20 protein-coding genes and 1 pseudogene are annotated in these 26,624 nt (G+C 70.5%); 1 reads left to right on the top strand and 20 read right to left on the bottom strand.

Annotated elements, in window-relative coordinates:
* Nucleotides 1–153: 153 nt before the first annotated feature.
* The 8 genes and pseudogenes from ACZ5CR_RS29615 to ACZ5CR_RS29650 form a co-directional block, all read right to left on the bottom strand.
* Nucleotides 154–606 carry a cupin domain-containing protein gene (locus ACZ5CR_RS29615; RefSeq protein WP_356253883.1) on the bottom strand — a complete coding sequence of 151 codons (453 nt, stop codon included), beginning with the start codon at nt 604–606 and terminating at the stop codon, nt 154–156.
* A 105-nt stretch (nt 607–711) separates the two neighbouring features.
* Nucleotides 712–1,977 (bottom strand): MFS transporter, encoded by a 1,266-nt coding sequence (locus ACZ5CR_RS29620; protein WP_468862899.1) that lies wholly within the window; start codon nt 1,975–1,977, stop codon nt 712–714.
* Nucleotides 1,978–1,985: 8 nt separating this feature from the next.
* Nucleotides 1,986–3,338, bottom strand: coding sequence for an ATP-grasp domain-containing protein (locus ACZ5CR_RS29625; RefSeq protein WP_468862901.1), 1,353 nt, complete (start codon nt 3,336–3,338; stop codon nt 1,986–1,988).
* Nucleotides 3,335–4,708: an ATP-grasp domain-containing protein gene (locus tag ACZ5CR_RS29630; RefSeq protein WP_468862902.1), complete on the bottom strand. Its 1,374-nt coding sequence runs from the start codon at nt 4,706–4,708 to the stop codon at nt 3,335–3,337. The genes ACZ5CR_RS29625 and ACZ5CR_RS29630 overlap by 4 nt, the downstream gene beginning before the upstream one ends.
* Entirely contained in the window at nt 4,705–6,000 is a 1,296-nt protein-coding gene (locus ACZ5CR_RS29635; RefSeq protein ID WP_468863208.1) for a cysteine synthase, read from the bottom strand. Before ACZ5CR_RS29635 ends, ACZ5CR_RS29630 begins: the two co-directional genes overlap by 4 nt.
* Nucleotides 6,001–6,054: 54 nt before the next feature.
* Nucleotides 6,055–6,942 (bottom strand): annotated as a pseudogene (locus tag ACZ5CR_RS29640) (ATP-grasp domain-containing protein); the annotation flags it as partial.
* 109 nt (nt 6,943–7,051) lie between these two features.
* Nucleotides 7,052–7,660, bottom strand: coding sequence for a serine O-acetyltransferase EpsC (gene epsC / locus ACZ5CR_RS29645; protein ID WP_468862904.1), 609 nt, complete (start codon nt 7,658–7,660; stop codon nt 7,052–7,054).
* A 13-nt stretch (nt 7,661–7,673) separates the two neighbouring features.
* The gene (locus ACZ5CR_RS29650; RefSeq protein ID WP_468862906.1) at nt 7,674–11,714 is read right to left on the bottom strand and encodes an amino acid adenylation domain-containing protein; all 4,041 of its coding nucleotides are present in this window, start codon (nt 11,712–11,714) and stop codon (nt 7,674–7,676) included.
* A 1,214-nt stretch (nt 11,715–12,928) separates the two neighbouring features.
* Between ACZ5CR_RS29650 and ACZ5CR_RS29655 the strand changes: the two genes are divergently transcribed.
* Nucleotides 12,929–13,591, top strand: a complete 663-nt coding sequence (locus tag ACZ5CR_RS29655; protein WP_468862908.1) for a phosphatase PAP2 family protein — start codon at nt 12,929–12,931, stop codon at nt 13,589–13,591.
* A 37-nt stretch (nt 13,592–13,628) separates the two neighbouring features.
* Here ACZ5CR_RS29655 and ACZ5CR_RS29660 read toward each other — a convergent pair whose 3' ends face one another.
* The 12 genes from ACZ5CR_RS29660 to ACZ5CR_RS29715 are packed head-to-tail and all read right to left on the bottom strand — an operon-like array spanning nt 13,629 to nt 26,624.
* A complete protein-coding gene (locus ACZ5CR_RS29660) occupies nt 13,629–14,933 on the bottom strand; it encodes a glutamate-1-semialdehyde 2,1-aminomutase (RefSeq protein ID WP_468863210.1) in 1,305 nt (434 codons plus the stop codon).
* Nucleotides 14,934–14,979: 46 nt separating this feature from the next.
* On the bottom strand, nt 14,980–15,531 hold the full coding sequence (rfbC, locus tag ACZ5CR_RS29665; protein ID WP_468862911.1) for a dTDP-4-dehydrorhamnose 3,5-epimerase: 552 nt from the start codon (nt 15,529–15,531) through the stop codon (nt 14,980–14,982).
* The gene (locus ACZ5CR_RS29670; RefSeq protein ID WP_468862912.1) at nt 15,528–16,784 is read right to left on the bottom strand and encodes a polysaccharide pyruvyl transferase family protein; all 1,257 of its coding nucleotides are present in this window, start codon (nt 16,782–16,784) and stop codon (nt 15,528–15,530) included. The genes rfbC and ACZ5CR_RS29670 overlap by 4 nt, the downstream gene beginning before the upstream one ends.
* Nucleotides 16,781–17,764 carry a glycosyltransferase family 2 protein gene (locus ACZ5CR_RS29675; protein ID WP_468862914.1) on the bottom strand — a complete coding sequence of 328 codons (984 nt, stop codon included), beginning with the start codon at nt 17,762–17,764 and terminating at the stop codon, nt 16,781–16,783. The genes ACZ5CR_RS29670 and ACZ5CR_RS29675 overlap by 4 nt, the downstream gene beginning before the upstream one ends.
* Nucleotides 17,761–19,044: a hypothetical protein gene (locus tag ACZ5CR_RS29680; RefSeq protein WP_468862917.1), complete on the bottom strand. Its 1,284-nt coding sequence runs from the start codon at nt 19,042–19,044 to the stop codon at nt 17,761–17,763. Before ACZ5CR_RS29680 ends, ACZ5CR_RS29675 begins: the two co-directional genes overlap by 4 nt.
* Entirely contained in the window at nt 19,041–20,315 is a 1,275-nt protein-coding gene (locus ACZ5CR_RS29685) for a DUF4910 domain-containing protein (protein WP_468862919.1), read from the bottom strand. The genes ACZ5CR_RS29680 and ACZ5CR_RS29685 overlap by 4 nt, the downstream gene beginning before the upstream one ends.
* Nucleotides 20,312–21,337, bottom strand: a complete 1,026-nt coding sequence (locus tag ACZ5CR_RS29690; RefSeq protein ID WP_468862921.1) for an NAD-dependent epimerase/dehydratase family protein — start codon at nt 21,335–21,337, stop codon at nt 20,312–20,314. Before ACZ5CR_RS29690 ends, ACZ5CR_RS29685 begins: the two co-directional genes overlap by 4 nt.
* 3 nt (nt 21,338–21,340) lie before the next feature.
* Nucleotides 21,341–22,003 (bottom strand): PIG-L deacetylase family protein, encoded by a 663-nt coding sequence (locus tag ACZ5CR_RS29695; protein ID WP_468862924.1) that lies wholly within the window; start codon nt 22,001–22,003, stop codon nt 21,341–21,343.
* Nucleotides 22,000–22,794 carry a sugar phosphate nucleotidyltransferase gene (locus ACZ5CR_RS29700; protein WP_468862926.1) on the bottom strand — a complete coding sequence of 265 codons (795 nt, stop codon included), beginning with the start codon at nt 22,792–22,794 and terminating at the stop codon, nt 22,000–22,002. Before ACZ5CR_RS29700 ends, ACZ5CR_RS29695 begins: the two co-directional genes overlap by 4 nt.
* On the bottom strand, nt 22,791–24,041 hold the full coding sequence (locus ACZ5CR_RS29705; protein ID WP_468862929.1) for a class I SAM-dependent methyltransferase: 1,251 nt from the start codon (nt 24,039–24,041) through the stop codon (nt 22,791–22,793). The genes ACZ5CR_RS29700 and ACZ5CR_RS29705 overlap by 4 nt, the downstream gene beginning before the upstream one ends.
* On the bottom strand, nt 24,038–25,315 hold the full coding sequence (locus ACZ5CR_RS29710) for a glycosyltransferase (RefSeq protein ID WP_468862932.1): 1,278 nt from the start codon (nt 25,313–25,315) through the stop codon (nt 24,038–24,040). The genes ACZ5CR_RS29705 and ACZ5CR_RS29710 overlap by 4 nt, the downstream gene beginning before the upstream one ends.
* Before the next feature lie 7 nt (nt 25,316–25,322).
* On the bottom strand, nt 25,323–26,624 hold the full coding sequence (locus ACZ5CR_RS29715) for an O-antigen ligase family protein (RefSeq protein ID WP_468862934.1): 1,302 nt from the start codon (nt 26,622–26,624) through the stop codon (nt 25,323–25,325).

Below are 26,624 nucleotides of genomic sequence, written 5' to 3' on the forward strand. Positions count from 1 at the left end.
TCCATTCCCCCGCCCACCCAGCCGCGGTGGGCGCGGAGTTTTCGTGGCCCTCCATGCACCGAAAAAGACCCGCACCCCCCCCCCCCCCCCCCTCCCGCCCCCCCCCCCCCCCCCCCCCCCCCCCCCCCACCACCGCCGCGTAGGCTCGCGGCGTCAGACCATGAACTGGTCGTACTTCGCCATGTGCTCCCGCAGTTCCTCCATGCTGGGGTTGCGCCCGTTCGCCGTCAGGCGTCCCAGGCCGCGGAAGTAGTCCTCGCGGTCGTAGATCGGGTAGAACATGATCAGCAGGGTGGCGTCCTCGGTGCCCCGGTTGGTGAAGCCGTGCGGCTCACCCTTGGGGACGTACGCGAACGCGCCCGGCTCACCGACCACCTTGCGGTCGCCGATGGTGAACTCGATCTCGCCCTTGACCACGTAGAACATCTCGGTGGACTGCTTGTGTATGTGAGGGGCTGCGCCCTTCGCCTCCGGAGCCATGTGGTGCTCGAAGAAGCCGAACTCCCCGTTGGAGTCGGGCGTGGTGAGCTTCAGGTACGTCCTCTTCGTGTCGCGGATGTCGACGTACTCGCCTTCACCGGCGGGGACGTACAGCGGAACGGACATTTTTCTCTCCTCGGATGAAGTTCAAAGGGTGATGTTCAAGAGGCGAAGTTTGAGAGGTGATGTTCGAGTGGACGACCCGCCCACCGGTCAGGTGGACGGGGGCGATCACGCGGCCTCGGCCAGGGCCGGGTCCTGCTGCGGGCGGCTGTTCGCCCGTGACTGCGCCCACCGGCCGATGACGGGCGCCGCGAGACCGCAGACGGCGAACAGGGCGGCCAGGACGACCCATCCGGTGGTGCCGGTCGTCACGACCACGCCGATCAGGACCGGCGCCGCGATCTGCTGGACGGCCACGCCGAGCCAGAAGACCGAGAGATAGACGCCCTCCTGGCCGGGCGCGGCGAGCAGATACGACCCGCCCCAGCCGCCCGCCGACTGGAACAGTTCCCCGCCGGTCAGCGCGACCATGGCGAGCAGCAGTACGACGACGCCCAGCACGACGGGCGGCTTCGGCGCCGCGACGAGCAGCAGGCAGCAGGCCGCGAGGGAGATGCCCGCCCGCACAAGCCCCCGCGCCGAGCCTGCGATGGTGTCGGTCCCCCGACTCGCGCGTACCTGCAGGGCCACCGCGAGCACGGTGTTGACCGCCACCAGCGGCGAGATCACCGCGGCCGGGACCTCGGTGTGCTCGACGATCCACAGCGGGATGCCGATGCTCAGCAGCGTCATGTGCATGGTGAGCACCGCGTTGATCCCGGTGAACGACAGGAACGGGCCGTCCCGCAGCGCGTCGACCGAGAAGCGGCGCCGCAGGCTCTTCGCCGGGGTGCTGAGCACCGGCAGCCGGTGGGCCAGGGTCGCGAGCACGGCGAACGAGGCGGCGTTGAGCAGCAGTATCGCCCCGTAACCGACCCGGGTGTCGATCAGCAGACCGACACCGCCAAGCAGGGCGCCGACGGTGAAGCCGACGTTGCGCAGCGACCGCAGGACCGCGACCACCCTGACCCGGTCGTCGGTCGCCGTCACCTGCCCGACCAGGGCCTGTTCCATCGGTGCCGCCGCCTTGTCGACCAGGCCGAGCAGGCACACCACCGTCAGGAACTGCCACAGATTCTGGACGAACGGGTAGAGCACGAAGCAGGCGCAGCGCCACAGGCTCACCCCGACGAGGACCTTCTTCGGGCCGATCCGGTCGGCGAGGACGCCGATCGGGACCGCCGTGATCAGCGCGATCGCGGCGGACAGGGCCAGGCCGAGACCGAGAGCGCCCACCGACAGATGGACGGACCGGGTGATGAAGGGCACGGAGACGGCCAGGAAGGCACCGGTGCCGACGGCGTCGATCATCGCCATCACGGACAGTCGTATGCCGACCGGCCCTCCGGGGACGGACCCGCGCCAGCCGCGGACGCGCTGCCACAGAACAGACATCAGCTTCCTCAATCCGTGGTGGGGCGAGACTCTGTGGTGGGGCGAGACTCTGTGGTGGGACGGGCAGCCGTGGTGGGGCGGGGACCCGTGGTGATGCGGATGGCGGCGTCCGCGTCCAGGACGCGTCGGCTCGCGGTCTCTGCGTCAGGACCGGTCGCGATGACGTGCCCGGCGCGGTCCCAGGAGGACGCCCAGGGCCGGACCTCCTGGCCGGTCTCGACATCGACCTCCACGGCCCGGACACCGGGCAGGGCCCCCGCCGTGTCCGTCCCGGCGACCTCCGTCACGGTGCCCGGCTCGGCGGCCAGGAACCGGATCGCCGAGGTCAGCCGTGCGGTACGGGGCAGGCTGACCGGACGGTCGGCCAGCAGGTCGATGAGGGTCAGCCTGATCCGCGTGCCGTAGGCGAGGTCGTTCAGGTCGATCAAGTAGTCACCTGGGCAGCGTCCCGCGCATTCCACGAGGGCGGGACCGGACTCGGTCAGGATCCACTCGGCGTGCAGGATCCCGGTGCGGTAGCCGGTCGCCGCGACGAGCGCCCGCATCGCCGTCTCGAACGCGGCCCGCGTCTCCTGGCCGAGCGGAGCGGGCAGCAGATGACCCACCTCCACCGGGTACGGCCCGGGTATCACCGTCTTGGCCGTGATGTTGTGGAAGATGATCTCGCCTTGTCGCACAAGCGCTTCGACGCTGTACTCGGGCCCCCGCAGGCGCTCCTCGGCCAGGAAGCGCCACGTGAGGCGCCGGTCGGGCACCTGCTCGTACTCGGCGGCGCAGGAGGTGCGCTCCCACGCCCGCGCCGCGGTGACCGCGTCGACCGAGTCGAGGAGCTGTACGCCCACGCTGGCCTGGCGGTTGGCCGGCTTGACCACGACGGGGCCGTCACCGGCGAAGTCGAGGATGTCCCCGGGCCCGTGCACCTCGCGCCAGCGCGGTCCGCGTACGCCACCGGCGTCGCAGACCTCACGTAGCCGCACCTTGTCCCGCAGCGCCTGCGCGGCCTGTTCGGTCGCGCCCGGAAGGCCGAGCTTCTCGGCAAGGGCGGCCGCCGCCGGCACCGCGTACTCCAGGCCGGGTACGACCGCGGCCACCGGGCGCTCGGCCTCCAGCTCGGCCGCGAGATCGAGGGCCCCGGCCGACTGCTGGTAGTGCGCGGGGACGATCCGGTCCAGGCAGCCGAAGCGTCCCGCCGCGTCCCGCAGTTCCCGCTTGCGGATGATGTCGGGCTCCTCGATCACCACGACGGACCTCTCTGGAACACTCCCGTCGATGGCGCGCAAGTAGGCCGCGTTGTAGCCGACGAACACCACCTGCGCGTCCGTGCCGGGGGCGGCCGTGGCGGCCACCTCTTGGTGTGTCATGGCGACCTCCTGGCCGTCGGTGAGGAGTACTGCACGGTCGGTGCCTCTCTGCGAGGCGGTGGAGTCGTAACGGACTGCACTGGCAACGGGGTGGGCGGCATCCCGGCCCGGCCGTCCGCTCGTACGGGCGTCCCGTCGATGACGAGCTCGATGGCGGCGAGCGCCTCGGCGCACCGGCTCCGGGCCTGATCGGGCGTGGCGCCGGAGACGATGACGTGCCCGTGCCTGCCCTTGGAGTCGCGGACCTCCGGCACGGTGTCACCGGGACGAAGACGCAGGGTCAACTCGTCGACGTACGACAGCCTTTGCGCCTTCTCCAGGCCACGGCAGCCGTCGACGCGGCCGGGCGGGAAGGTGAAGAAGCGCACGGCCGCCGTCGCCGTCGGCTCGGGCAGATCGACCGGTGCGCCCGCCAGGCCTGCGAAGATCGCCTGCTCGATGTCGAGGCCGCAGGCCAGCTCGACGAGCCGCGGTATCCGGTCGCCGCCGAGCCTGGCCTGCGACTCGACGATGCGCGGGCCGCGCGCCGTCCAGATCACCTCGGTGTGCGCGGGGCCGAAGCGGTACCCGCACAAGGTGAGGAACCGGACGGTCAGTTCCTCGATGGCGTGCCTACGGTCCTGGGGCAGTGGCGCCGGGTGGACGTGCCCCACCTCCACGAACAGCGGCGGTGCTCCCAGCAACTTCTCGGTGATGCCGACGACTTGGTGCCTGCCGCCCCGGCTCAGCGTCTCCACGCTGTACTCGGGACCGCGCAGATACTCCTCGACCAGGAACGGGCCGTCATAGCCGTACCCGTCGACGAGCTCCGTCCAGGCCGCCCGGTCCTGCGCCTCCTGCCACAGGAACACGCCCCGGCTGCCGGCGAGCGCGACCGGCTTGACGACGGCAGGGCGGCCGATCCGCTCGACCGCGGCCGGTACTTCGAGCCGGGTCGGTGCCGCTTCGAAGGCCACCGGGGAGAGCCCGTGCCGTGCGAGCAGGTCCCGCATCGCGTGCTTGTCGGCGAGGAGACGGATCGCCGCCGCCGGGTTGACCTCGGCGCGCAGGTCCTCGGCGACCTCGTGGGCGGCGACCATCGTCTCCTCCCTGCCGATGTGGTAGATCACCGAGGCGCGGTGCTCCAGGGCCACCTCGCGGATGGTGCGCCGCAGCAGCTCCGGCTCCTGGAAGTCCGCCGTCACGAACAGATCCGCCAGGTCGCGTACGTCGTCGAGATAGTCCGGCGTCTCCAGGCGCGGATCCCAGATCGCGCCGACCCAGAACCCCTCGGCCTGCGCCTTCTGTACGAACTGGCGGTAGGGCATCACCATCAGCAGGCGCGGCCGGTCGTCGGCGGGCAGCTCAGCGGCGGGCGCGGGCGCCGTCATCGGGCACCGCCCGACACCACTGGCTCAGGCTCCGGCGCGGTCTCGCGGCCGAGCAGGCTCAGATACCGCTCGCCGGTGTCGGGCAGCAGGGTCACGATGCGTCGGCCCCGGTACTGCGGACGGGCGGCCAGGACGGCGGACGCGTGGACGACCGCGCCGCCCGAGACACCGGCCATCAGACCGACGTTCCGCGCGAGCCGCCGGGTGGTGTCCATGGCATCCGTGTCGGAGACGGTGATCACCTCGTCGATGAGGCTCTGTTGTGTGGTCGGCGCGATGAAGCCGCCGTTGAAGCCCGGGATGCCGTGCGTGCCGGGTTTGCCGCCGGACAGCAGTGGCGAGCCCGCCGGTTCCACCGCCACGATCCGCACGGCGGGGTGGCTCTCGCGCAGATAGCGCCCCGCGCCACTGAGCGTTCCGCCGGTTCCCACTCCGCAGACGAACACGTCGATCCGCCCACCGGCGTCGTTCCAGATCTCGGGTCCCGTCGTCTCGTAGTGAGCCCGCGTGTTGTCCGGGTTGTCGTGCTGGCGGCAGAACCACGACCCGGGGGTCCGCCGGTGGAGTTCCTCGGCCTTGTCGACCGCCGCCTGATAGCCGCCGGAGTGCGGGGTCCGCACCACTTCGGCGCCGAGCGAGCGCAGCATCGCCACCCGTTCCCGGGTCGCGTTGTCCGGCAGCACGATGACGCAGCGGTAGCCGCGGTTCGCGGCAAGGGCGGCAAGGGAGATTCCGGTGTTGCCCGAGGTCGCCTCGATCACGGTGCCGTCACCCGGGGCGAGAAGCCCCTGCTGCTCGGCGCCGCGCAGCATCGTCAGGGCGGCCCGGTCCTTGCTGCTGGACCAGGGGTTGAACAGCTCGAGCTTCGCCAGTACGTCGGCGTCGGCGGGGGCGCCGTCCACGATCCGGTCCATCGGCAGCCTCAGGAGCGGTGTACCGCCGATCAGATCGGCGAGCGAGTCCGCGACAGGACGCCGGGAGACCGGCTCGGTGCGGATGCCGATCTCCTGGACGGCGGCCTCCGCGGTGCGCGCCGCGAGCTCGGCGGTCTCGGCCACCACGAGCACATGACCGGCGCGGTCGCCGTTGCGGCGCAACTCCCGCACCACGGAACCCGGCTTGGGCTTGACGACGACCTCCTCGACGCCGGGCAGCGCGGCGGCCCGCTGACGGCCGGTGACCGACACCACCCGGCCGGGCCGCGCGGTCAGATAGCGGATGGCGGCGCCGCTGACCGGCCGCTGCGGCAGCACGGGGACCGGCAGCGGCTGGCCGAGGTACTGACGGGCCACCAGTTCGAGGGACTTGATGCCAAGGGCCCGGTCGACCAGGTGGGTGATCTTTCCCCCCGCGGGCCTCGGGTTGATCTCGATGAGCTTGGGCCCTGACGCGGTCACCTTGACCTCGACGTGGGCCATGCCCAGGTCGAACCCGACGGCGCGCAGCGCCTCCACGGCCAGATCACCGCAGGCCCGGACGAGCGGCTCGGGCAGGCTCGAGGGGAAGGTGTGGGCCAGCTCGACGAAGTAGCCGAGGCCGACGACCGACTTGTCGGTCACCCCGAACACCTCGTACCGGTCGCCGTCGGCAAGCACCTCCACACTGACCTCGGGGCCGCTCAGATACTCCTCGACCATCAGCTCGTGGTAGCGGGCCTGGCCACGGGTGTTCTGTGTACGGGACCGGATCAGGGCGACGTGCTCGGCGGCCTGCTCCGCGGTGTCCACCAGGCGGACGTCGGCACTGCTGGTCTCGTCGGCGGGCTTCACCACACAGGGCAGGCCGACCTCCGCCGCGGCCGTCGCCGCTTCCGTCGGCGTGCTCACCGTGCGGAACGCCGGTATGGGGACCCCGAGTTCGGCGCAGCGGCGGCGCATCAGCGCCTTGTTGCGTGCTGTGGCGGCTCCGTCGACGCTGACGGTGGGGAGTCCGAGGTGGACCGCGACCTCGGCGGCCACGACCACGTCGTACTCGGCCAGGGTGAGGAACGCGTCGAAGGGATGCTCGGCTCCGGCCTCGTGCACGTACGGCAGGAGCTCATCGAAGACGTTCGTCTCGCACCGGACGATCTCGTCGACGTAGCGGTCGAAGTAGTCAGGACCGCCGGGTACTTCGAGGTAGCGGTCCAGGTCGCGGGTGAAGAAGGTCACGCGGCAGTCGAGTTCCTTGATGATCTGCAGGCCCTCGAAGCCGGAACCGGAGAGATTGCTCTCCAGGACTCCGACGTGAATCATGTGTTCCTCCGTTGAGGTTCCGGCTCGTGGCCGGGTCGATGGTCAGCGGGATGTGAGTGCACTGCGGGCGGGCGGGCGAGCCGTCGACGGCACCGTTCACCCGCCCCGTTCACCAGCACCCGGAGGTGGCCAGGGTGCGAAGGAGTTGCTCCGACTCCGCGCGCTCCGCGGCCGACAGCGGTACGACGACACCGGCCGCGGGAGCCGTCACGCGGGCCCGGGGCGGCACATCGCCCAGGACGAGCGAACCGGCGCCGATCAGCGCGTCGTCGCCGACGGTGACCGGACCGAGGACGATCGCGTTGGTGCCGAGCACCACCCGGTCGCCGACGACCGGGTGCCGCCGGGCGCCGGGCTCGCGCCGCCCGTCCCGCCACCAGCCGACCGCGCCGAGAGTGACCTGGTGGAAGATCGTGACGTCGTCGCCGATCTCGGCGGTCTCCCCGATGACCACGGCGGCTCCGTGGTCGATGAACACGCGCCGGCCGAGTCGCGCACCCGGGTGGATCTCGATGCCGCCCGTCACCGCGCGCGCCAAGTAGGCGATGAGCCGGGCAAGTTGACGGTGTCCGTGGGTGTAGAGGACGTGTGCCGTGCGGTGGGCCCACAGGGCCGGCAGGGCGGGGTGGAGCAGCGCCTCCGAGCGGGTGTGGATCGACGGGTCCCTCTCGACGATCATGGCGAGGTCCTGACGCACCCTGGTGATCATCTTGCGCATGAGGTACTCCGCCTCAGTAGTTCGGGGTCTTGACGAGATGTCCGGGATCTTCGACGATCTCCGGGATGTAGACCCGCTCGTTCCACACGTCCTGGGTCACGGGTTCGAGGGCGATCGAGACAGCGCCCTCGTCGACCGAGAAAGCGGTCCTGACCGCGCTGGTGATCGCGTCCACCAGGGCCGATATCTGGGTCTCTTCGAGGTTGTCCGGGAAATGCTTGATGTTGACGTGGGGCACTTGGATGACCTTTCGGGTGAGTCGTGCGGCCCGAACGGCGGTGACGAGTTCGTCCACCCCGTTCGCACGCAGCAGCGCGTAGTGGTCGGCCCGCAGCCTGCTGATCCTGGGAGGCGTGCTCGACAGTGCGTGGCCGTGGCCGTGGCCGTGGTCGTGATCGATGAAGGAGTCCTGGTCGCCCGCGGCCCGGAGCACCGTGACCGGCGCGGTGACCCTGTTCCCGGCCAGTTCATGAGGGGCGTACTCGAACAGGAACGTCTGCCGCACCACGCCGACGATCCGGCGCACGAGATCGCGTTCCAGATACTCGAACCGGCCGCGGACGAACGCGATGAAGGACTCCTCGTCGTGCGTCGACGCCAGGCATGCGGCGACCGCCGACGGCTCCAGGTTTCCGGCGAACACGGAGTAGAGGATCGAGACGAAGGTGGGGTCGGTGAAGCCGACCGTCGCCTCGGTGGGCGCTCCCTCACCGGCTTCCACGGGTGGCTTGCCGGGCGCCAGGAGGATCACCTCGTCGACCTGTTCCCCGGCCTGTTCCAGCTGCCGGGCCGCGGCGAAGGCGACCCGGGCCCCGAAGGAGTAGCCCCACAGCGTGTACGGCCCGGTCGGCTGGGCCTGCCGGACGAGCTCGATGTCCTTGGCGACCATTTCGTCGAACGTCGGGTACGCGCTCTCGTCCGGATTGATGCCGTAGGCCTGGACGCCGAGGAACGGCCGGTCAAGGTCGAGTCGACCGGCGAGCAGCCGCAGGCTCATGGGGTAGCCGCCAAGGCCCGGCCAGCAGAAGACCGGCCGACCGCGGTCCGTCCCGCGCAGCCGCACCAGGCGGGAGAGCGCGGTGGTGGGCGCACGGTCGACGAGCCGGGCGAGACCGGCGACGGTCGGCGCGTCGAAGAGCACCTGGAGCGGCAGGGAACTGCCCAGCTCCCGGTTGATCCTGCCGACCAGGTTGACCGCGGTCAGCGAGTGGCCACCGACGGCGAAGAAGTTGTCCCGGATCGAGACCCGCTCCTGACGGAGGACCTTGCGCCACAGGGCGGCGATCGCCTCCTCGGTGGGCGTGCGCGGCGGGACGACCGGCGCGTCGGCGTCGTCCACGGCAGCCTTGTCGAGGTCGCGCAGGGCCTGATGGTCGATCTTGCCGTTGGGCGTGAGGGGGAAGGAGTTCAGGACGGTGACCCGGTTGGGCACCATGTACGGCGGCAGGGATTCGGCGAGGTTGTCCTTGATGATCTCGGCAGGACCCCGCATGTGGACGGAGTCCTCCTTCATGCCTTCACTGAGCCGTTGCTCCGCGCTGACCCGGCCGCCGACGGCGAAGTAGGAGGCCGGGTCCGGGCCACCGGCCGTGTCCGGGCCGGAGCCCAGGATGTCCGCGATGCGCCGGGCCGACGACAGGGGATGGCCCGTCTGTGAGCTGTAGCCGGAGGACATGAGGCCCAGACCGAGGTCGTTCATCTGGAGGCGCTGCAGCTCCCGGCCGAGGTCGACGTAGCGCTGCCACGGATCGGGCGCGCTGCCGATCATGCTGATCCCGAAGCTCGAACGTGCGTAGACCTCCTGGTTGATGGCGATGACGTCCTGCTTGCGGATCAGGCCGTCGGACACCCGCACCAGGTCCCCGTCGTGGTACCGGTACTGGCCCTCGGCCAGATCGGCGATCCGGCCGGGATGAGCCTGCACGTACAGCTCGACCGGGTCGGGCGCGGCCGGGGCGGCGGCCGTCTCCACCTCGTACGTGGCCAGGTGGAAGTCCTCGTCCGGGCAGCGCAGGGCGTGCTTGGTCCCGGGCTCGTCAGCGCGGGCGCCGACGCGGAGCCCGTACTGGGGGAGCACGTGGTCGAACAGGCCCACCATGTGTCCGGATTCGAACCGGAGGACCTCCTGGATGTTGTTCTGGTAGACGGGTTCGATGGCCGACCGGCGCCCGATGAAGTGGACCCGGAGCCTGGGCCCGCCGACGGGCGCGCGGCTGATCAGCGTGAGCCGGTGGTCGATCGGGTGGTAGTAGTAGTGGCCCGCCTCCAGTCCCGCTGTGCCGGACAGTTCCAGGTACAGCTGGGTGGCGTACAGAGAGCCGGGTGAGGCGTACCCGTACTTGGGCAGCAGCCGTTCGGCGCTGGGGAACTGGCCGAAGTGGCGCAGCAGGGAGCCGAGTTCGTCCAGGGTGAGGGTGTCCGGGTCGCGCGGCGCGGCCGATCGCTGTGCCGGTCGGGCGAGCAGGGCCAGGATGTCGTCCCGGGTGACGTGGCCGCCTTCGTAGAACCGGTACGTCTTACGGGCGAACACCGTGCGCCGCTGCCGGGCCGTCGCCGTCCGTCCGGGCAGCTCGACGGAGGAGAGCCCCTCGTCCTGGCGGGTCCCCAGGTTGCCCAACTGCGCTTTGAGCTGGAGCTTGCTCTGCTTGGACTGGTGGTGGGCGCCGTGATTGCCTTGGTCCATCAACGCGGCCCGTTCGGGGTCGAGTTCGACGAAGGCGACGAGATTGGCGCCGGTCCGCGGATCGTCGCGGACCAGTACGGCGGCGGACTTGACCCACTCGTGCTTCTCGACGGATACCTTGACCTCGTCCAGCTCGACGCGGAAGCCGCGCAGTTTGACCTGGCTGTCGGTACGGCCGAGGAACTGCACGGTGCCGTCGTCGTTCCACCGGGCCAGGTCGCCGGTGCGGTAGAGGCGGGTGGAGCGGGAACCGCCGGAGGACGGGCCTGTGACGAACCGTTCGGCGGTCAGTTCGGGGTTGTTCAGGTAGCCGCGGGCCAACTGAGGCCCTGCTATGTACAGTTCCCCGGACTCGCCCTGCGTGACGGCCTGCCGGGCGGTGTCGAGGATGTGGAAGCTCATGCCGCGCACGGGTCGGCCGATGGGGATGTGGTCCGGACCGTGCTGGACGGCCTCGGGGTCCACGAGGTGGGACGAGGCGTTGATGGTGCACTCGCTCGGGCCGTACAGGTTGGTCAGTTCGCAGTCCGGCAGCGCGTCGAGCAGTTCGATCGCCAGGCTCTTGGTGAGCGCTTCACCGCCGCTGAAGACCTGGGTGAGCGAGGTGCAGTCGGAGAGACGTCCGGTGTCGGCGAGCGCCTGCAGCAGGGTCGGCACGCCCTGGAGGGTGGTCACCCGGTTCGCCAGGATCAGGTCGACGAGCCCGCCGGGGTCGGCGTAGACCCCCGGTTCGCTCATCACCACACCGGCGCCACAGGCCGGTGCGAGGATCTCCCACTGGGCCGCGTCGAAACTCAGCGGCGTCTTCTGCAGCACCGTCCTCGTCGGATCGAGACCCTGTTCGTCGGCCAGCCAGCGCATCTGATGGACGATGCTGTGGTGCTCGATCCCGATGCCCTTGGGGTTGCCCGTACTGCCGGAGGTGTAGATGACGTAGGCGAGGTCGTCGCCCTTTACACGCGTCGGGGCTGCCGGTGAACGGGAGCTGCCGATAAGGGTGTTGGACGGGTCGACAGTGACGATCTTCGTCTCCGGTGGTGTCATCGCGGCCAGCCGGGAGGCCAGGGACTCGTCCGTCAGAATGACCTTGGTCTGTGAGTCGGCGACCATGTAGCGCACGCGCTCGTCCGGATACTCGGGCGACAGCGGCAGATAGGCCGCGCCCGCGTGCAGGACTCCCCAGACGCTCACCATGAGGTCGACGGAAGGCGGCATGAAGATGCCGACAGGTTCACCCGTCGCCGTACCGAGGAGCCGCAGGCGGTCCGCCATATTTCCGCTCAGCTCATCGAGCTCCTTAAAGGTCAGTCTCTCCGCGCCGCAGGAGACAGCCGTCCGGTCGGGCTGGGCGAGTACGGCCGCGCGCAGCATGTCTGACAGGGATAATTCCTTGGGCCCCGTGGGTTTCGTCATCATTCTCTGACCTAGAGTCCGTAACCTTTTGAGTGCGTCATTGGAAATGCTTTACTGGAGCATGGCGAAGCCGGTTCGGAAGGGGGTATGCCGAATTGGCAGCCAGGCATCGACCGTCAGACGTCAGCCGTCGACCTAGGCATGGAAATGGCCAGGGAGGGCTGGAAGTGAAAAGGGCGCGACGAAGCAAGGTGCCCGTGTTCCGTCCCGTCCGGGAGCGCTCAGGCTCGTCCGGAAGCGGTCAGGCGCGCATGGCGTACGTGCCACGGATGGCCGTGTCGTACATGTGGTGCGTGACATGCAGGCGAGCGGCCGCCTGCGGCGAAGGGGAATTCGCGACGGTGCGCGATGCCCCCGTCAGTGCTCGGAAGACCTCAGCACCGCGGAACGATGAGCTGGGTCACCTCAAGGAATTTCTCGAACATGCCTTTACAGAACATGCCTTTACACTCTCCCCGTTTTGACTGGCCGGTCTGTGGTCGAACGGTACGGGCCCAAGGGGCCGACCGTGAATGTCTGATACCGGCGAGTCGTCTTTAGTAGGCGCTCACTGTAAATCCTGAGAACGCTCCTTGTAAAACCTCAATTTCGTTGCAGAACTCAGGAGATGGCCTGACTGCATGGTTATGAATGGCCGATCGGCGTCCGGTTTGCGCTCTTTTGGCGAGTGCCGGACGTGCGAGTGCAGGCGAAACGGTCCGCCGTCTTTACAGATGTCAGGTTCCGGAAAGTGGCGGTCATTTGGCTGGAAATAGGGGTTGACTCTTCACCTGGCGCCGTTCTCTCCGGTCACTCTTCACTCAGTACACGCATCAACTACAGGCCTCCCGGGCCCTGTCCGCGGCGAGCGGCGAGCGTTCCCGACACGGCAGCCCGGACGTGCGGTTGGCTGACGGATGGGTGAAGTCCCTGGTGGACGGGCTGTCGGTCAACGAGATGGCTGCCGACCGGGATGAACCCGTGCTCACCCTCAAGTCCCGGCGGTTCCTGCCCAGTTTGCGCCGCCCGGCCACTCACATCGCGCACCTCGTTCAAGCCGACCGGTTAGGGTGGCGGCGGGTGGTATGGCGTCAACGAATCTGACGGGAGGGGTAGGTGCATCGCATCTGCCGGATCGTCCGCGACGGTGTGCGGCGGTCGGCGCACGAGCTCATCGGCCCGGGCGGTGGCGTGTGACCGGTCGGCCGGAGCCCCCGGTGCTGCCCCCGGCGCTGCGCGCGCCGCTCGCGCTGATCGCGGCCCTCGCCACGCTGACGGTCGTCGTGCTCGGGGTCCTGTACGCCGGACACAGCCAGTCCGGCAGGGTGGACAGGTGGGTCGTCCAGCCGACGGCGGACAGTGTGCGGCCGCCGTGGCGGCGCGTGGCTCTTGCCACGGACTTCCTGGGGGAGCCAGCCGGAGCGGCGATTTTGATCCTGGTCGCCGTGGCGGTCTGCCTGTCGCTTCGGCGACCTCGCGCGGCGGTGTTCGTCGTTGCCGGGGTCGGCGTCACCTTGGTGACGGGAACGCTGCTCAAGTCCCTGGTGGGACGCACCATCCACGGCGCCGACAACCTGTCCTACCCGAGCGGGCACACCGCCTTCTTCACCGCGCTCGCCCTCGCGGTGGCCCTGCTCGCAAGCGGCAGGTCCGGCCTCGGCAGGGCGGCCGGTACGTCACTCGTGCTCGGCGCGGCGCTGGTTGCCGGTGCCGCCATGGGATGGGCACAGGTCGCCCTGAGCGCGCACTACCCGACCGACGTCCTCGGCGGCTGGTGCACCGCCCTTGTGGTGGTACCGGCCACCGCGTGGCTGGTCGACCGGGTGGCTGACCCCGGCCGCCGAGAGCGCCACTGACGCGACATCACCTCACCTCACGTCACGTCACCTCACGTCATGCCAAGCGGCGGAACACGGGCTTCACCGGCCGCCCGGCCATCCAGGGAGTGGGGTCACCGGCGTCAAGTGCCTTCCGGTACACGGCACATGCCTGGGACACCACGTCGACGGTGCGGTCGATGTCGGTGTCGTCGAGCGCGCTGCTCACCACGAACGACGGGGCGAGCACCCCGCCGGCGATGAGCTGGCGCAGGAACAGGGTCCGGTACTCCTGCGACGGCTGCCCGTTCTCGTCGAGGGTGGCGAAGACCAGGTTGCTGGCCCGGCCCCGGACGACGATGTGATCGCCGACGCCCATACCGCCCGCGGCCGCACGGACACCGGCGGCCAACCGCTCGCCCAGGGCGTGCAGCCGTGCGGTGACGCCCTCCTCCACATAGGTGGCCTGCACGGCCATCGCGGCTGCCAGGCAATGTGTTTCCGCACCGTGTGTGGTGGACAACAGGAACACCCGGTCGCCGGAGTGCCGAAGCCCGCCCCACTCCATCAGGTCGCGGCGCCCGGCAAGCGCGGAGACGGCGAAGCCGTTGCCCAGCGCCTTGCCGAACGTGGAGAGGTCGGGGACGACGCCGTACAGGCCCTGGGCGCCCGCCTCGGACCAGCGCAGGCCCGTGATCATCTCATCGAAGATCAGTACGCAGCCGTGCCGGTCGGCAAGATCGCGCAGCCCGCTGAGGTAGCCGGGCGGCGGCTCGGTGTGACCGGCGGGTTCGAGGATCAGGCAGGCGACCTCACCCGCGTACCGGGTGAGCAGTTCCTCCGTGGCAGCCAGATCCCCGTAAGGGAACGCCACGGTGAGTTCGGTGGTCGCCGTCGGGATACCGGCGGACATCGGCGTGGTGCCGATGAACCAGTCGTCGACGGAGAAGAAGGGATGGTCGCCGCAGATGGCCACCCGCGGGCGCCCGGTGACGGCGCGGGCGAGTCGTACCGCGGCGGTGGTGACGTCGGAGCCGTTCTTCGCGAACTTCACCATCTCGGCGGTCGGCACCGTGGCCAGGAAGCGTTCGGCGGCCTGGACCTCCACGATGGACGGCCGCACGAAGTTGCTGCCGCGGTCGATTTCCCGCCGCACCGCCTCGACCACGCGGGGGTGGGCGTGGCCGAGGCTCACCGACCGCAGCCCTGACCCGTACTCGATGTAGCGGTTGTCGTCGATGTCCCACACATGGGCACCGCGGCCGTGACTGATGACCGGGGCCAGGTCCTCGGGGTACTGGTCGTCGCCCTTGGCGTACGTGTGCGCGCCCCCGGGGATCATGGCGTGCAGCCGCTCGTTCGCCTTCCGCGACCGGGGCATGAGGAACTCTTCGGTCTCTTCCGTCTCTTCGGTGTCCACGCTGACGTCAGCTCTCTTTCTGCTTCAGGACCTCGGCGAGGCTCGGCGCCTTCCGGTCCCGCTCGGACATCGACATGACCGGCAGCGGCCACGGAATGGCGAGCTCCGGGTCGTCGAAGGCGATCGTCACGTCCTCGGCCGGATCGTGCGGCCGGTCGATGCGGTACGAGGTGTCTGCGGTCTCGGTCAGCGCCTGGAAGCCGTGCGCGCACCCCGCCGGGATGTACAGGGTCACCTGCGTCTCGCCGGACAGCTCGAAGGAGGCCACGTTGCGGTAGGTCGGCGAGTTGGGCCGCAGGTCCACGACGACGTCGAAGACCTTCCCGTACGAGCACCGCACCAGCTTGGCCTCACCGGCTCCGGAGCGCAGGTGCAGGCCGCGCAGCACGCCCCGGGCGGAGCGGGACAGGCTGTCCTGGATGAAGGCGTCCGGGTCGAGGCCCACCGAGCGGACCACGTCGGCGTCGAAGGTGCGGCAGAAGAAGCCGCGTTCGTCGGCGTACGGCGTCGGTTCGAACAGGTACGCCCCGTCGATCGCCGGGACTTCGGTGGCCTTCATCGTGTCTCCCGCAGGGCGTGGGCGTGGGTGGGGTTGCTCGCGGGGACCGCCGGGAACAGAGCCGCGGTCAAGGCGGTGAACTGGTGCTCGAGGCGCCGGACGGCGTCCAGGTTCCGCTCGGCGAGAGTCCGCCGTAACTCCGCCGATCGCTCCTCCAGTTCCCGGAACTGTTCGAGCAGCCGGTCGGCGTCGACCTCGCGGGCCGGGTGGCAGTAGGCGGCAAGACCCATCTGATTCATGAGCGCGTCGCTCTTGGCCGCGTAGCTGAGTGCGAGCGTCGGCGTGCCGACCTTCAGCGCGCAGATCAGGTTGTGATAGCGGGTCGCCACCACGGTGTCGGCGGCCGCCGTCTCCTTCATCAGGTCGGCGAGCGAGGACGCCTCGGCGGCGGTGACCAGCGGCGAGTCCACCGCGTCGAGGATCGCGGCGACCACCGGCGCGTCGCATGCGTCGCCGGTGAGCAGCCGGACCGGCCTGCCGTCCTCGACGAGGGCCCGGACGAAGCGGGTCGTCCCGTCGAGGTAGCGCCGGTGGATCTCCTCGGCCCGGGCGCGGTCGTCGTTGTTGCCGTGGAAGTCCATGACGCCGACGCAGACCGGGCCCGGCGAATCCGAGGGCGTGCTCGCAGTCGGAGGCGGCAGCGTCGGCAGGGCGAAGGCGAGGTCCGGGTAGACCTCGTCGCGCGCGGTGTCCACGCCCATCGCCCGCATCGCGTCGCGGGACAGGGTGTCCCGGTACGACCGGTAGGTGGCGAGCCGCGCCGACCAGCGCACCAGGGCCCGCGTCGGCCGGTCGCTGATCGCGGCGGCGCCGACGCCGACGAGCGCCACCCGGGTGCCGACCAGGCGCCCTGACGCGCAGAGCAGGAACAGCGAGTACGGGAAGCCCCACGGCCGCAGCGGCAGCGTGGCCTCGAGGACGCCCATGCCCGGCACGATCACCACGTCGTGCCGGCGCACCCAGGCAGCGGTGCGGAAGACGTCGATGAGTTTGCCGAGTCCCTTCGCCGCGACCGCTCCTGCCCGCGACGCGGTCCGGTACTCGCCGCGATACCAGTGCAGCCGCGTCGCGGGGATCCGGTACCGGGTCGCGACGGCCTCGGGCCCGCCGCACAGCGCGTCCACGACCGCCTCCGGGTGCGCGGCGCGGAGGTAGCCGAGCACGGCTTCGAGCGACCCGTCATTGCCGAGGTTGCCGGAGCCGAGCAGGCCGAACACGCCGACGCGCACCGGGGTCGCGTCCGCGGACTTCATGCCTGCCTCCCTTCACGGCCCTCATGACCCTCACGGCCCTCACGACCTTCACGTCCGGCGACGAGGGCGTCGACGGAGACAGTGAGCTGGGCCGGGTCGACCGGGGCGCGGTCCTCGACCCGCTCTCCGGCGCCCGGCCGGACCCGGCTGGTCATCCACGCGGCCAGGTGGAGGTAGCACGCGCGCCGGTCGGCCGCGGACAACGGCGCCCGCCGGATCGCCGAGACGAAGCCCAGGACGTACTCGGCGAGCAGCCGGGGCGTCGGGTGCAGCGGGCCCGCCCGGCGCGGGTCCAGGTTGACGGACCGGGAACGCTTGGACGGGTTCGCCCGCTCGGCGCGGGTGGGGTGGTCGCGGCGGAAGTACAGCAGCTCCGGCACCTGGTGGAAGGGCCCGTGCAGACCGATCTCGGCGACGAACGTGCGGTCCGCGTGGTGATAGCTGTCGTGCGGCTTCACCCGGCGCAGCACGTCGGCCCGCATCACCCCGTAGAAGTCGTCGCCGCCGGGCTCGAACAGCATGCTGCGGAAGCGCTTCGGCGCGTGTGGCGAGTCGGTGGTGAGCGTGTACTCGTAAGGGACCGTCACCTTGCCGTCGCCGTCGATGACCGCCTGGTCGGCGTGCGCGAGGATCACCTCCGGACGCTCGTCCAAGGCCTCCACGCAGCGTCGCAGCAGGTCCCGGGCGTACAGGTCGTCGTGCGACGCCCACTTGAACAGCTCGCCGCGGCACTGGGTGAACACGTAGTTGTGGTTCGGCGCGGCGCCGATGTTCCGGGGCAGCCGGATGTACCGGATGCGTGAGTCCCGCGCGGCGTACTTGCGGCAGATCTCCTGGGTCCCGTCGGTCGAGGCGTTGTCGGAGATGACCAGCTCGAAGTCCTCGTACGTCTGGCCGAGCAGGGCGTCGAGCGCCTCGGCGAGGTACTCCTCGCCGTTGTAGACGGGCAGGCCGATGCTCAGCCGGGGTTGGGCGGTCATTGCGTCCTCACTTCGGGGATGGGGTGGTGGTGGCGCTCGCGCAGGGCGGACCGCAGCTGCTGCCACCACACGGCCGAGCTGCAAACGGTCGCGGCGGCGACGCCCCAGGCCGATCCGGCCGTGCCGGCCAGGGCCGCACCGCCGAGCCCGCCGCCGACATAGCAGGCGGAGGCGAACAGTTGACAGCGCAGGCTGCGCCGGGCCGCGGCGAGCGCGCGCAGCCCGGCCGCCGCGCCGGTGCCGAGACCGGCGCCCACGACGCCGAGCGTGGCGGGCAGGATGAGCGCCGAGGCGGAGGGCCAGACGCCGCCGAGCACGAACTCGCCCGCCTGGTCCGGCACGAGGAGCAGCGCCGCGCCCCAGAGCAGGGCGGCGGCGGCCTGTCCGCCGCCAAGGACGAGGCAGAACGTGCCGAGGCGGTGCGGGGCCTGCCGCAGCACCCGTGCCGCCTCCGCGACGGTGACCAGTGAAAGCCCCATCAGTACGGCGAGGAACGGGCCGAGCAGGAGCTCGGCACCCCGCACCGCACCCACCGCACCGACCCCGACGATCGCGCCGAGCCCGTACGCCCGCAGCTGGCTCGCGCCACTGTTGCTGACGTTCTCGACCAGGTACCGGTAGCTGAGGTCGCGGTGCTCGCGAAGCCACGCGCGCGCCCCGCTCAGCTGGGGCCGGATAGCGGACTGGAAGCAGCCGTACACCGCGGCCACCGCGGCGGACGCGCCCCAGGCGAGCACGAACGCGGCCACGCTGCCCACGCGGGCCGCCACCACCATGGCAGGGACGAGCGCGACGCCCCACACGAGGTCGTTGACGAACGCCTTCTTGCCGGTGCCCGCGGCGAAGAACGCGAACCGCCAGGCGTCCTGCAGCAGCAGCGCGGGCAGTACCACGCCGAGGCAGGCGAACGCGGGCCCCACGCGGCCGCCGAGGCCGAGCCCGACCAGCAGACACAGTGCGCCGAGTGCGACACCCACGCCGAGCGCGGCACCCGACGACCGGGCCACCGCCGCGCGCCAGGGCGCGGTCGGTGCGCCGCTGAAGCGCACCACGAGCGGGTCGGTGGCGAGGCCGCGGGAGACGTTGAGCACCACGCCGTAGGTCACCCAGGCCAGGCTGAACACACCGAACGCGGTCACGCCGAGGGAGCGTGCCACGTAGATGCCCACCGCGAAGTTGGTCATGCTGGAGGCCGCCTGGTCGGCAAGGCCCCAGGAGAGGCGGCCGACCATGGCCCGCTTGGCGGTCCGCTTCTCCCCCTCGGCGGCCATCGGCGTCATGCCTTGATCAGTCCGGCGCCCTGCAGGGCGCCGGCCGCGACGGCGACGGTGTCGAAGGGCAGCCCGGACCGCTCGGCGACGTCGAGCAGACTGTGCTTGCCGTCGGAGAGATTGAGCACCCAGAGCATGGCCATCTGCGCCTGCTTCGCGTCGCTGCGTCCGCCGACCGCGTCGTACAACCCGCGTCGCCCCAGCTGTGGTTCGCCGTAGGGACTGAGGTTGAGATAGCTCCGGTTGCGGTCCAGGACGTCGAATGCCTCGCGGCAGACGGCGAGCGTGTCCGCCATCGCCTTAGGGGAGACGAAGTCCGGGTTGTCCGCCGAGGTGTGGTACTCCGGATAGTCGGCGTACGGGGTCCGGCTGAGCGAGCCCACACCGAGATCGAACCCGGGCGAGCAGAACTGCCGCTCGTCGTAGCCGTACGGAGTGAACTCCTTTACGCGGTGCGGGCGTTCGGACGCGGTGAGCACATGCCGCATCACCCGGTCGATCTCCGCGTCGCCGCGCCCGCTCTGTTTGTACGTCAGCTGGCCCGAGTCGCCGGCGCAGGCCAGCACGATGCCGTGCTTGACCTGCTCCACCCGCTCCCTGTTGCGCGCAAGCCAGGTGATCGCCCCGATGGTGCCGGGCGCGAAGATGAACCGGTAGGTGTAGTACGGCGTCTTCTCGGCCAGCTCCCGGGCCAGGAACGTCGCCACCGCGATACCGGCCAGATTGTCGTTGGCCAGCGACGGGTGGCAGACGTGGCAGGAGACGATCACCTCGTCGGGGACCTGCCCGGGGACCACGTGCTCGGCGTAGGTGAGGTGGCCGTCGGCGAGTGTGGAGTCGATACGCACCTCGTACTCGCCGTCCGGCAGCCCGTCCAAGGTCTCCTGGGCCAGGCAGAACCCCCAGTCCGGCTTGTAGTAACTGGTGCGGTACGGCACCCAACTCGGGTGCTCCGGCAGGGTGTACAGGTGATCGCGCAGCTCGGCGAGCGGCATGGTCCGCGACACCGGCACGCTGTAGCCGAGCACGTGCAGGCTGGACGCGGCGAAGTCGACGACACGGTTGCCGTCGGCGTCGGCGACGTACGCGTCACGGATGTTCCACTCCTGCGGCACCGTCCAGTCGAGCACCTGCGTCCCGGTCGGCACCTCGTGCATCCGCAGCGGGACGTACTCGTCGACGATCTTCAGGGTGGCGCGCACACCGTCCCCCGTGATGCTCCGGCACAGCGGGTAGAGACGCTCCACCAGCGCGTGCATCTCCTCGCCCGCCGTGGTCATCGGCGCCACCGCAGGGTGTCGTCGACGGCACCGGCTTCGGACGCCGAACGCAGCACGGCGAGGCGGGTGAAGCGCTGCTCGAAGTCCTCCCGGGTCAGCCCGTGCCTGCGGTAGGCGTCGGCGAGTTCGAGCGCGCCCTGCTTGACCGTCCACTCGCAGTCGAAGCCGGGGATCGCGGCGCGGAACCGGGCGAAGTCCACCCGGTACGACCGTGGGTCGGCGCCGTTCTCCCCGGTGATCCGCACCTTCGCGCCGGACACCGCCTCGGCGACCTGCTCGGCGATCTCGGCGACCGTGACGTTGTTGATCTCGCTGCCGATGTTGAACGCCCGGTCGTGCACGGCTTCGCGCGGCGCGGTCAGCGCGGCGGTGAAGGCCTGTGCGATGTCGGCGGCGTGCACCAGCGGGCGCCAGGGGGTGCCGTCGGAGAGTACGAGCACCTCGCCGGACAGGAGCGCGTGGCCCACCAGGTTGTTCAGGACGATGTCGGCGCGCAGCCGGGGCGAGTAGCCGAAGGCGGTGGCGTTGCGCATGAACACCGGGCTGAAGTCGCCGTCGGCGAGCGCGTGCAGGTCGTCCTCGACCCGCACCTTGGACTCCGCGTACGGAGTCACCGGGCGCAGCGGGGCGTCCTCGGTCACCAGGTCGTCACCGCCGGCGGCCCCGTAGACCGAGCAGGTCGACGCGTACAGGAAGCGCCGTACTCCCGCGTCGTGGGCGAGGCGGGCAAGCCGTACGGACGCGTGGTGGTTGATGTCGTAGGTGAGGTCCGGCGCAAGCGATCCCAGTGGGTCGTTGGAGAGCGCGGCCAGGTGGATCACGGCGTCCACCCCGGCCACGTGTTCGGCCGTGACGTCGCGAAGGTCCACCCGGTGTCCGGACGGGTCCGCGGGCTGCGGGCCAAGGACGCAGTCCGCGAACAGACCGGCGTCGAGACCGACGACTTCGTGCCCGGCGGCGGCGAGGACCGGGGCCATCACGGTGCCCAGATACCCCTGGTGTCCGGTGAGCAGTACGCGCAAGGTTCATTCCCCCAGGTTGGAAGTGTCGAGATTGAGCGTGAGCTTGGTGACGGCGAACGCCTCGGCGTAGCGCGCGTGGCATTCGATCCCGCGGATGCGTGCGAGACCGAGGAAGGCCTCCCGGTCGTACCAGGGCCGGTGCCGCTGCGAGGGGTAGTGCTCCTGCAACAGCCGCACCTTCTGTTCGGCGATCTGAGGCGACAGCGGCTGGTACGACGTCGGACGGCCGAGATCGCCGTCCCACTTGACGATCTCGTAGCCGAGCACGAGGTGGTCGCGGAACGCGGTGGGGATCAGCCGCGCCAGGCCGCGGTGGTCCTGATGCGCGTCATCGGTGCGCGGAGCGAGCACGAGATCCGGGTCGGTCCGAGCACGCAGCTCCTCGACCGCGGCCTTGGCCTCCTCCCACTGCGCGGGCAGTCGGCCGTCCGCCAGCTTGAGGACGGTCAGGCGCAGATCGGCGCCCGGGCAGAAGGCGGTGAGCGCGGCCTGCTCCTCCTGCTCCCGGTCGCTGCCACCGCCGGAGAGCACGAGGGCGTCGACGCGGATGCCCGGGTGCGCCAGGCACATCGTCAGGAGTGTGCCACCCGCACCGATGGCGATGTCGTCGCAGTGGGCGCCCACCGCGACGATCCGTCTCAGGGGTCCGGCCCCGAGCCGGATCACGCCCGCACGCCCACGGTGTCGCGTTCCCACACGGCCCACGGGCGGTCGCCCCGGGTGTAGGCGTCGTCGAGCGCGGCCCGCTCCTTCACGGTGTCGGTCGGCTTCCAGAAACCGCGGTGCTGGTGCGCCACGAGACGGCCCTGCTTGGCCAGTTGGCCGCATCCGTCGGCGACCAGGTCCCCGTTCTCCGGTATGTGGTCGAAGACCTCCTGGCGGAGCACGAAGTAGCCGCCGTTCTCCCACATCGGCAGTTCGCTCACCGGGGTGATGCCGTCCACCAGGCCGTCCTCGCCCAACTCCACGCAGTGGAAGGAGGACTGCGGCGGCACCACCATCATCGACGCGCCGGCATCACGCAGGGCGAACCGGTCGATCATCTGGGGCAGCGGGGCGTCGGTGAGCACGTCGGCGTAGTTGGCGAGGAACATCTCGTCGCCGTCCAGGTGGTGGCGCACCCGGCGCAGCCGCTCCCCGATGGGAGACTCGATGCCGGTCTGCGCGAACGTGATCGTCCAGTCCGAGATGTCGGTGGAGAGCAGCTCGGGCCGCCCGCCCCGCAGCACGAAGTCGTTGGACGTCGTCTCCTCGTAGTTGAGGAAGAAGTCCTTGATGTGATGGGCGCCGTACCCCAGGCACAGGATGAACTCCGTGTGCCCGAAGTGCGCGTAGTAGCGCATGACATGCCAGATCAGCGGACGCGGGCCGACCATCGCCATCGGCTTGGGCACGTCGTCGGCGGCGCCGCTGCGCATCCGCATCCCGTAACCGCCGCAGAACAGTACGACCTTCATGCTGTGCCCTCTCCAGACGTGGCCTCGACAATGCTCAGTTCCGGGATGGGAAAGACAAGACGGCCGCCCCAGTCGTGCACGAAGGACAGCTGCTCGACCAGTTCGGCCCGCAGGTTCCACGGGAGGACGAGGACGTAGTCCGGTCGGTCGGCGGCTATCTGCTCGGGCGGCAGGATCGGGATGCGGGTGCCCGGGGTGAACCTGCCGTGCTTGTAGGGGTTGCGGTCGACCGTGTACGGGAGCAGGTCGGGCCGGATGCCGCAGTGGTTGAGCAGGGTGTTGCCCTTGCCCGGGGCGCCGTAGCCGACGACCGTCTCGCCGCGCTCGGCCGCCTCGATGAGGAACTTGAGGAGGTCCCGGCGCACCTTGGCAACCCGGGCGGAGAACTCGGTGTACCCGGAAAGGTCCTGAAGCCCGGCGGCCTTCTCCCGGTCGAGCACCTCGGCCACCCGCTGGGACGGCTCGCCGGCCACCTCGGCCGGCCGGGCCCACAGCCGGATGGAGCCGCCGTGCGTGGGCAGCAACTCGACGTCCACGAGGGCGAGTCCGCCGCTCGCGAGCGCTCGGGCCGCGGACGCGACCGTGTAGTACTGGAAGTGCTCGTGGTAGATCGTGTCGTACTGGTTCTCCTCGATCAGGGTCAGCAGGTGCTGCACCTCGATGGAGACCCAGCCGTCGTCGGCGACCAGGGCGCGAAGACCCTGGGTGAACCCGACCACGTCGGGGATGTGCGCGTACACGTTGTTGGCCACGACCAGGTCGGCCGGGCCGTGCTCGGCGCGGACGGCCGAGCCGGTGTCGGGGGACAGGAACTCCGTGAGTGTCGGCACACCCGCGTCCCGCGCCGCCGCGCCGACGTTCACCGACGGCTCGACGCCGAGGCAGCGGATCCCCCGGTCCACCACGTGCCTCAGCAGGTATCCGTCGTTGCTCGCGACCTCGACCACGAAGGCGTCGGGGCCAAGACCCACCCGCTGTACGGCGTCGGCGACGAAGGTGCGCGCGTGCTCCACCCAGGACGTCGAGAAGGAGGAGAAGTACGCGTACTCGCTGAACGTCTCCTCCGGCGTGATCAGCGGAGGGATCTGCGCGAGCCAGCAGTCGGTGCAGACCCGAAGGTGCAGCGGGTACGCCGGTTCAGCGTTGTCCAGTTGGTCCGCGGCGAGGAAACTCTCGCACGGCGGGGTCGCCCCCAGATCGACGACGCTCCCCATCGCCGTCGAGCCGCAGAGTCGGCATCGTGTCATCTACTTCCCCCATTTCTGCTCGTGCGGGTGCCCCGCCGCGAGCCAGTGCTTTCTTCCCCTACCGGCGGCGGGCTCTCCCCGCCGCCGGACCGCACCGCGATCGCGGTGCGGTACCCCTCCACCAGGCGCTCGAGACCGACGGCCGGGCTGAAGTCCCGTTCGTAACGGCGCCGGGCCGCCTGGCCCATCTCCTGGTTGCGGGCCGGTTCGGCCGTGATCCGGCGCATGCAGGACGCGAGCGATCCGGGATCGCCCGGCTGGTGCAGAAACCCGGCCACCCCGTCCTCGATGAGTTCGACGAAGGAGCCGTGACCGGCCGCGACAGCCGGGACCCCCGCCGCCATCGCCTCCGCGACCACCAGGCCGAACGTCTCGAGGGCCGTCGAGGGGGCCACCACGGTGACCGCCCGCGCGACGGCCTGCCTGCACTGGGCCGGGTCGAGCAGGCCGACGTACCGCACGTCGTCCCGGCCCGCCGCCCAGGCGGTCACCTCGTCCGCCAGCGGCCCCGCGCCCGCGATCACGAGCGGCACGCCCACACCGCCGTCCGCGGCGAGCGCGTCCCACGCGGTCATGAGCACTCGCACGCCCTTGATCTCCGCGAGTCGGCCGAGGAAGAGCACATGCTCACCCGCGCCCGATCGGCGGGCGTCCGGGTCGGGCACGAAGTTGTGCTTGACCGTGAGGCGCTCGGGTGGCATGCCGGACCGCACCAGGACGTCGCGCTGCGCCGCGGAGATGCAGAAGAAGCGCTCCACGCCGGACCACCACCGCCGCCGGTTGACCGCCTGACTGACCGCGAGCGGCACCGTCGCGAGGCGGGAGCCTCGGTAGCAGCCGTGCCGGACGGCGGGCAGCGCCGTCGCCGACCCGACGCACTCGGTGCACGGCCGACCGTCCCGGTGCAGCGTGCCGGGCAGGCAGACCTGGGTGTAGTTGTGCAGCGTGGCGACGGCGGGCACGTCGGCGTCGGCGCAGGCCGCGAGCACCGCGGGCGACAGGAGCGGGAAGACGTTGTGGACGTGCACCACGTCGGGGCGTGAGGTGCGCAGCCGGGTGGCGAGCTCCGAGCGGACCGCGGGGTTCCACGGCACGAGCAGCGGCACCGCGGCCTTGGACAGGAGGGACCGGGCGGCGATGTCGTCGCTGCGCCGCTCGAACACCTCGACCCGGTGGCCGGCCGCGCGCAGCAGCCCCACCTCCTGGTCGACGACGACGTTCTCCCCGCTCGGCTGCGCCGATGAGTAGCGGTTGTGCACCACAAGGATGTGCATGGTCAGATCACTTCCGGTCCTGGGCCCAGCGCGGGACACGTCGTCGGGGGATGGTGGGCTTCGGCAGGTCCGTGGCCGCGGCGGGGACCGCGAGGAGCGAGGCGGCCAGGGCGAGATGCAGCAGATACGGCGAGGCGTCGCCGAGACCGGCCTCGGTGTACGACGACATCGCGACGTAACTGATCAGGAAGATCGCGCAGGCCCTCGGCAGCGACGGCGGCCGCAGCAGCGCGACGCCGCCGAGCACGATGATGATCAAGGCCACGAGGGCGACGCCGATCAGGCCCTGCTCGTTGTAGACGGCCAGCCAGCTGTTGTCGATCGGAAGGCCGCCGAACGACTTGTCGCCGAGGCCCGCGCCGAACATCTGCTCCGCGGTCGTCCGGGGCGCCGAGAGGAGGGCGTCCCAGACCTTGGCCCGACCGGTGAGACTGCTGAAGTTCTCCTCGCTCTGCCCGCGCAGGAACCATGCCTGCACCGCGGAGGCGAACCCCACCGCGGCCACCACGGCGATCAGCACCGTCCAGGTGAAGAACCGGCGGGCGGCGGCGCTGGTCAGGAGGAGCGAGCCGATCGCCAACGTCAACCCGACGATCAGGCCGAGGGTGGCCGTCCGGGTATGGGTCATCGCGAGCAGCACGAGTGACGGCACGATGACGAGGGCCGCGCTGGACCTGTCGATCCGGCGGCCAAGGACGAGCAGCACGGTGAGGCCGATGATCACCGCGGCGTACTGTCCGATCTGCGGTGGGGTGAGCGGCCACAACGCGCCGACGAGACGTCCGCCGTACAGCTCGGGCATGGCCGCGCCCGGTGAGATGAGCAGGCCGGCGACCACTGACACGAGCACCGCGAAGTACATCCGGATGTGGCTCTGGACGAACGTCAGGCTGCCGTCCCACCACCGGCTGAGCAGCCACAACGTGCCGACGAAGAGAGCGAGGCGGGTGCAGCGGAACAGCGCGCCGAACCCGACGTCCAGGTGCGCGCTGGAGACCACGCTCGGCACCAGGAGCAGGGTGAGCAGGAGCACGAAGGCGCTGGCTCGGATGCGCAGCCGGAGATTGATGGCGAGCGCCAGCGCGAACGCGGCGACCAGCGCGCCCATGGTGACCAACTGGATGAGGGAGCGGGGCAGCGGGACGATGGTCTTCGCCCCGGCGGAGCCGAGCGTGTTGAGGCCAAGGAGGGCCCAGACGATCCCGACGCTCTTCGGCGTGCCGGCCGGGCGCAGTCCGGTGCCGGGCCGCGTGCCCGCCGTGTCCCGTCCGCCGGGCAGCAGCCCAGCGCTCCTGGGAGCCTCGCCCAT

The organism is Streptomyces sp. NPDC031274, from assembly GCF_055570235.1.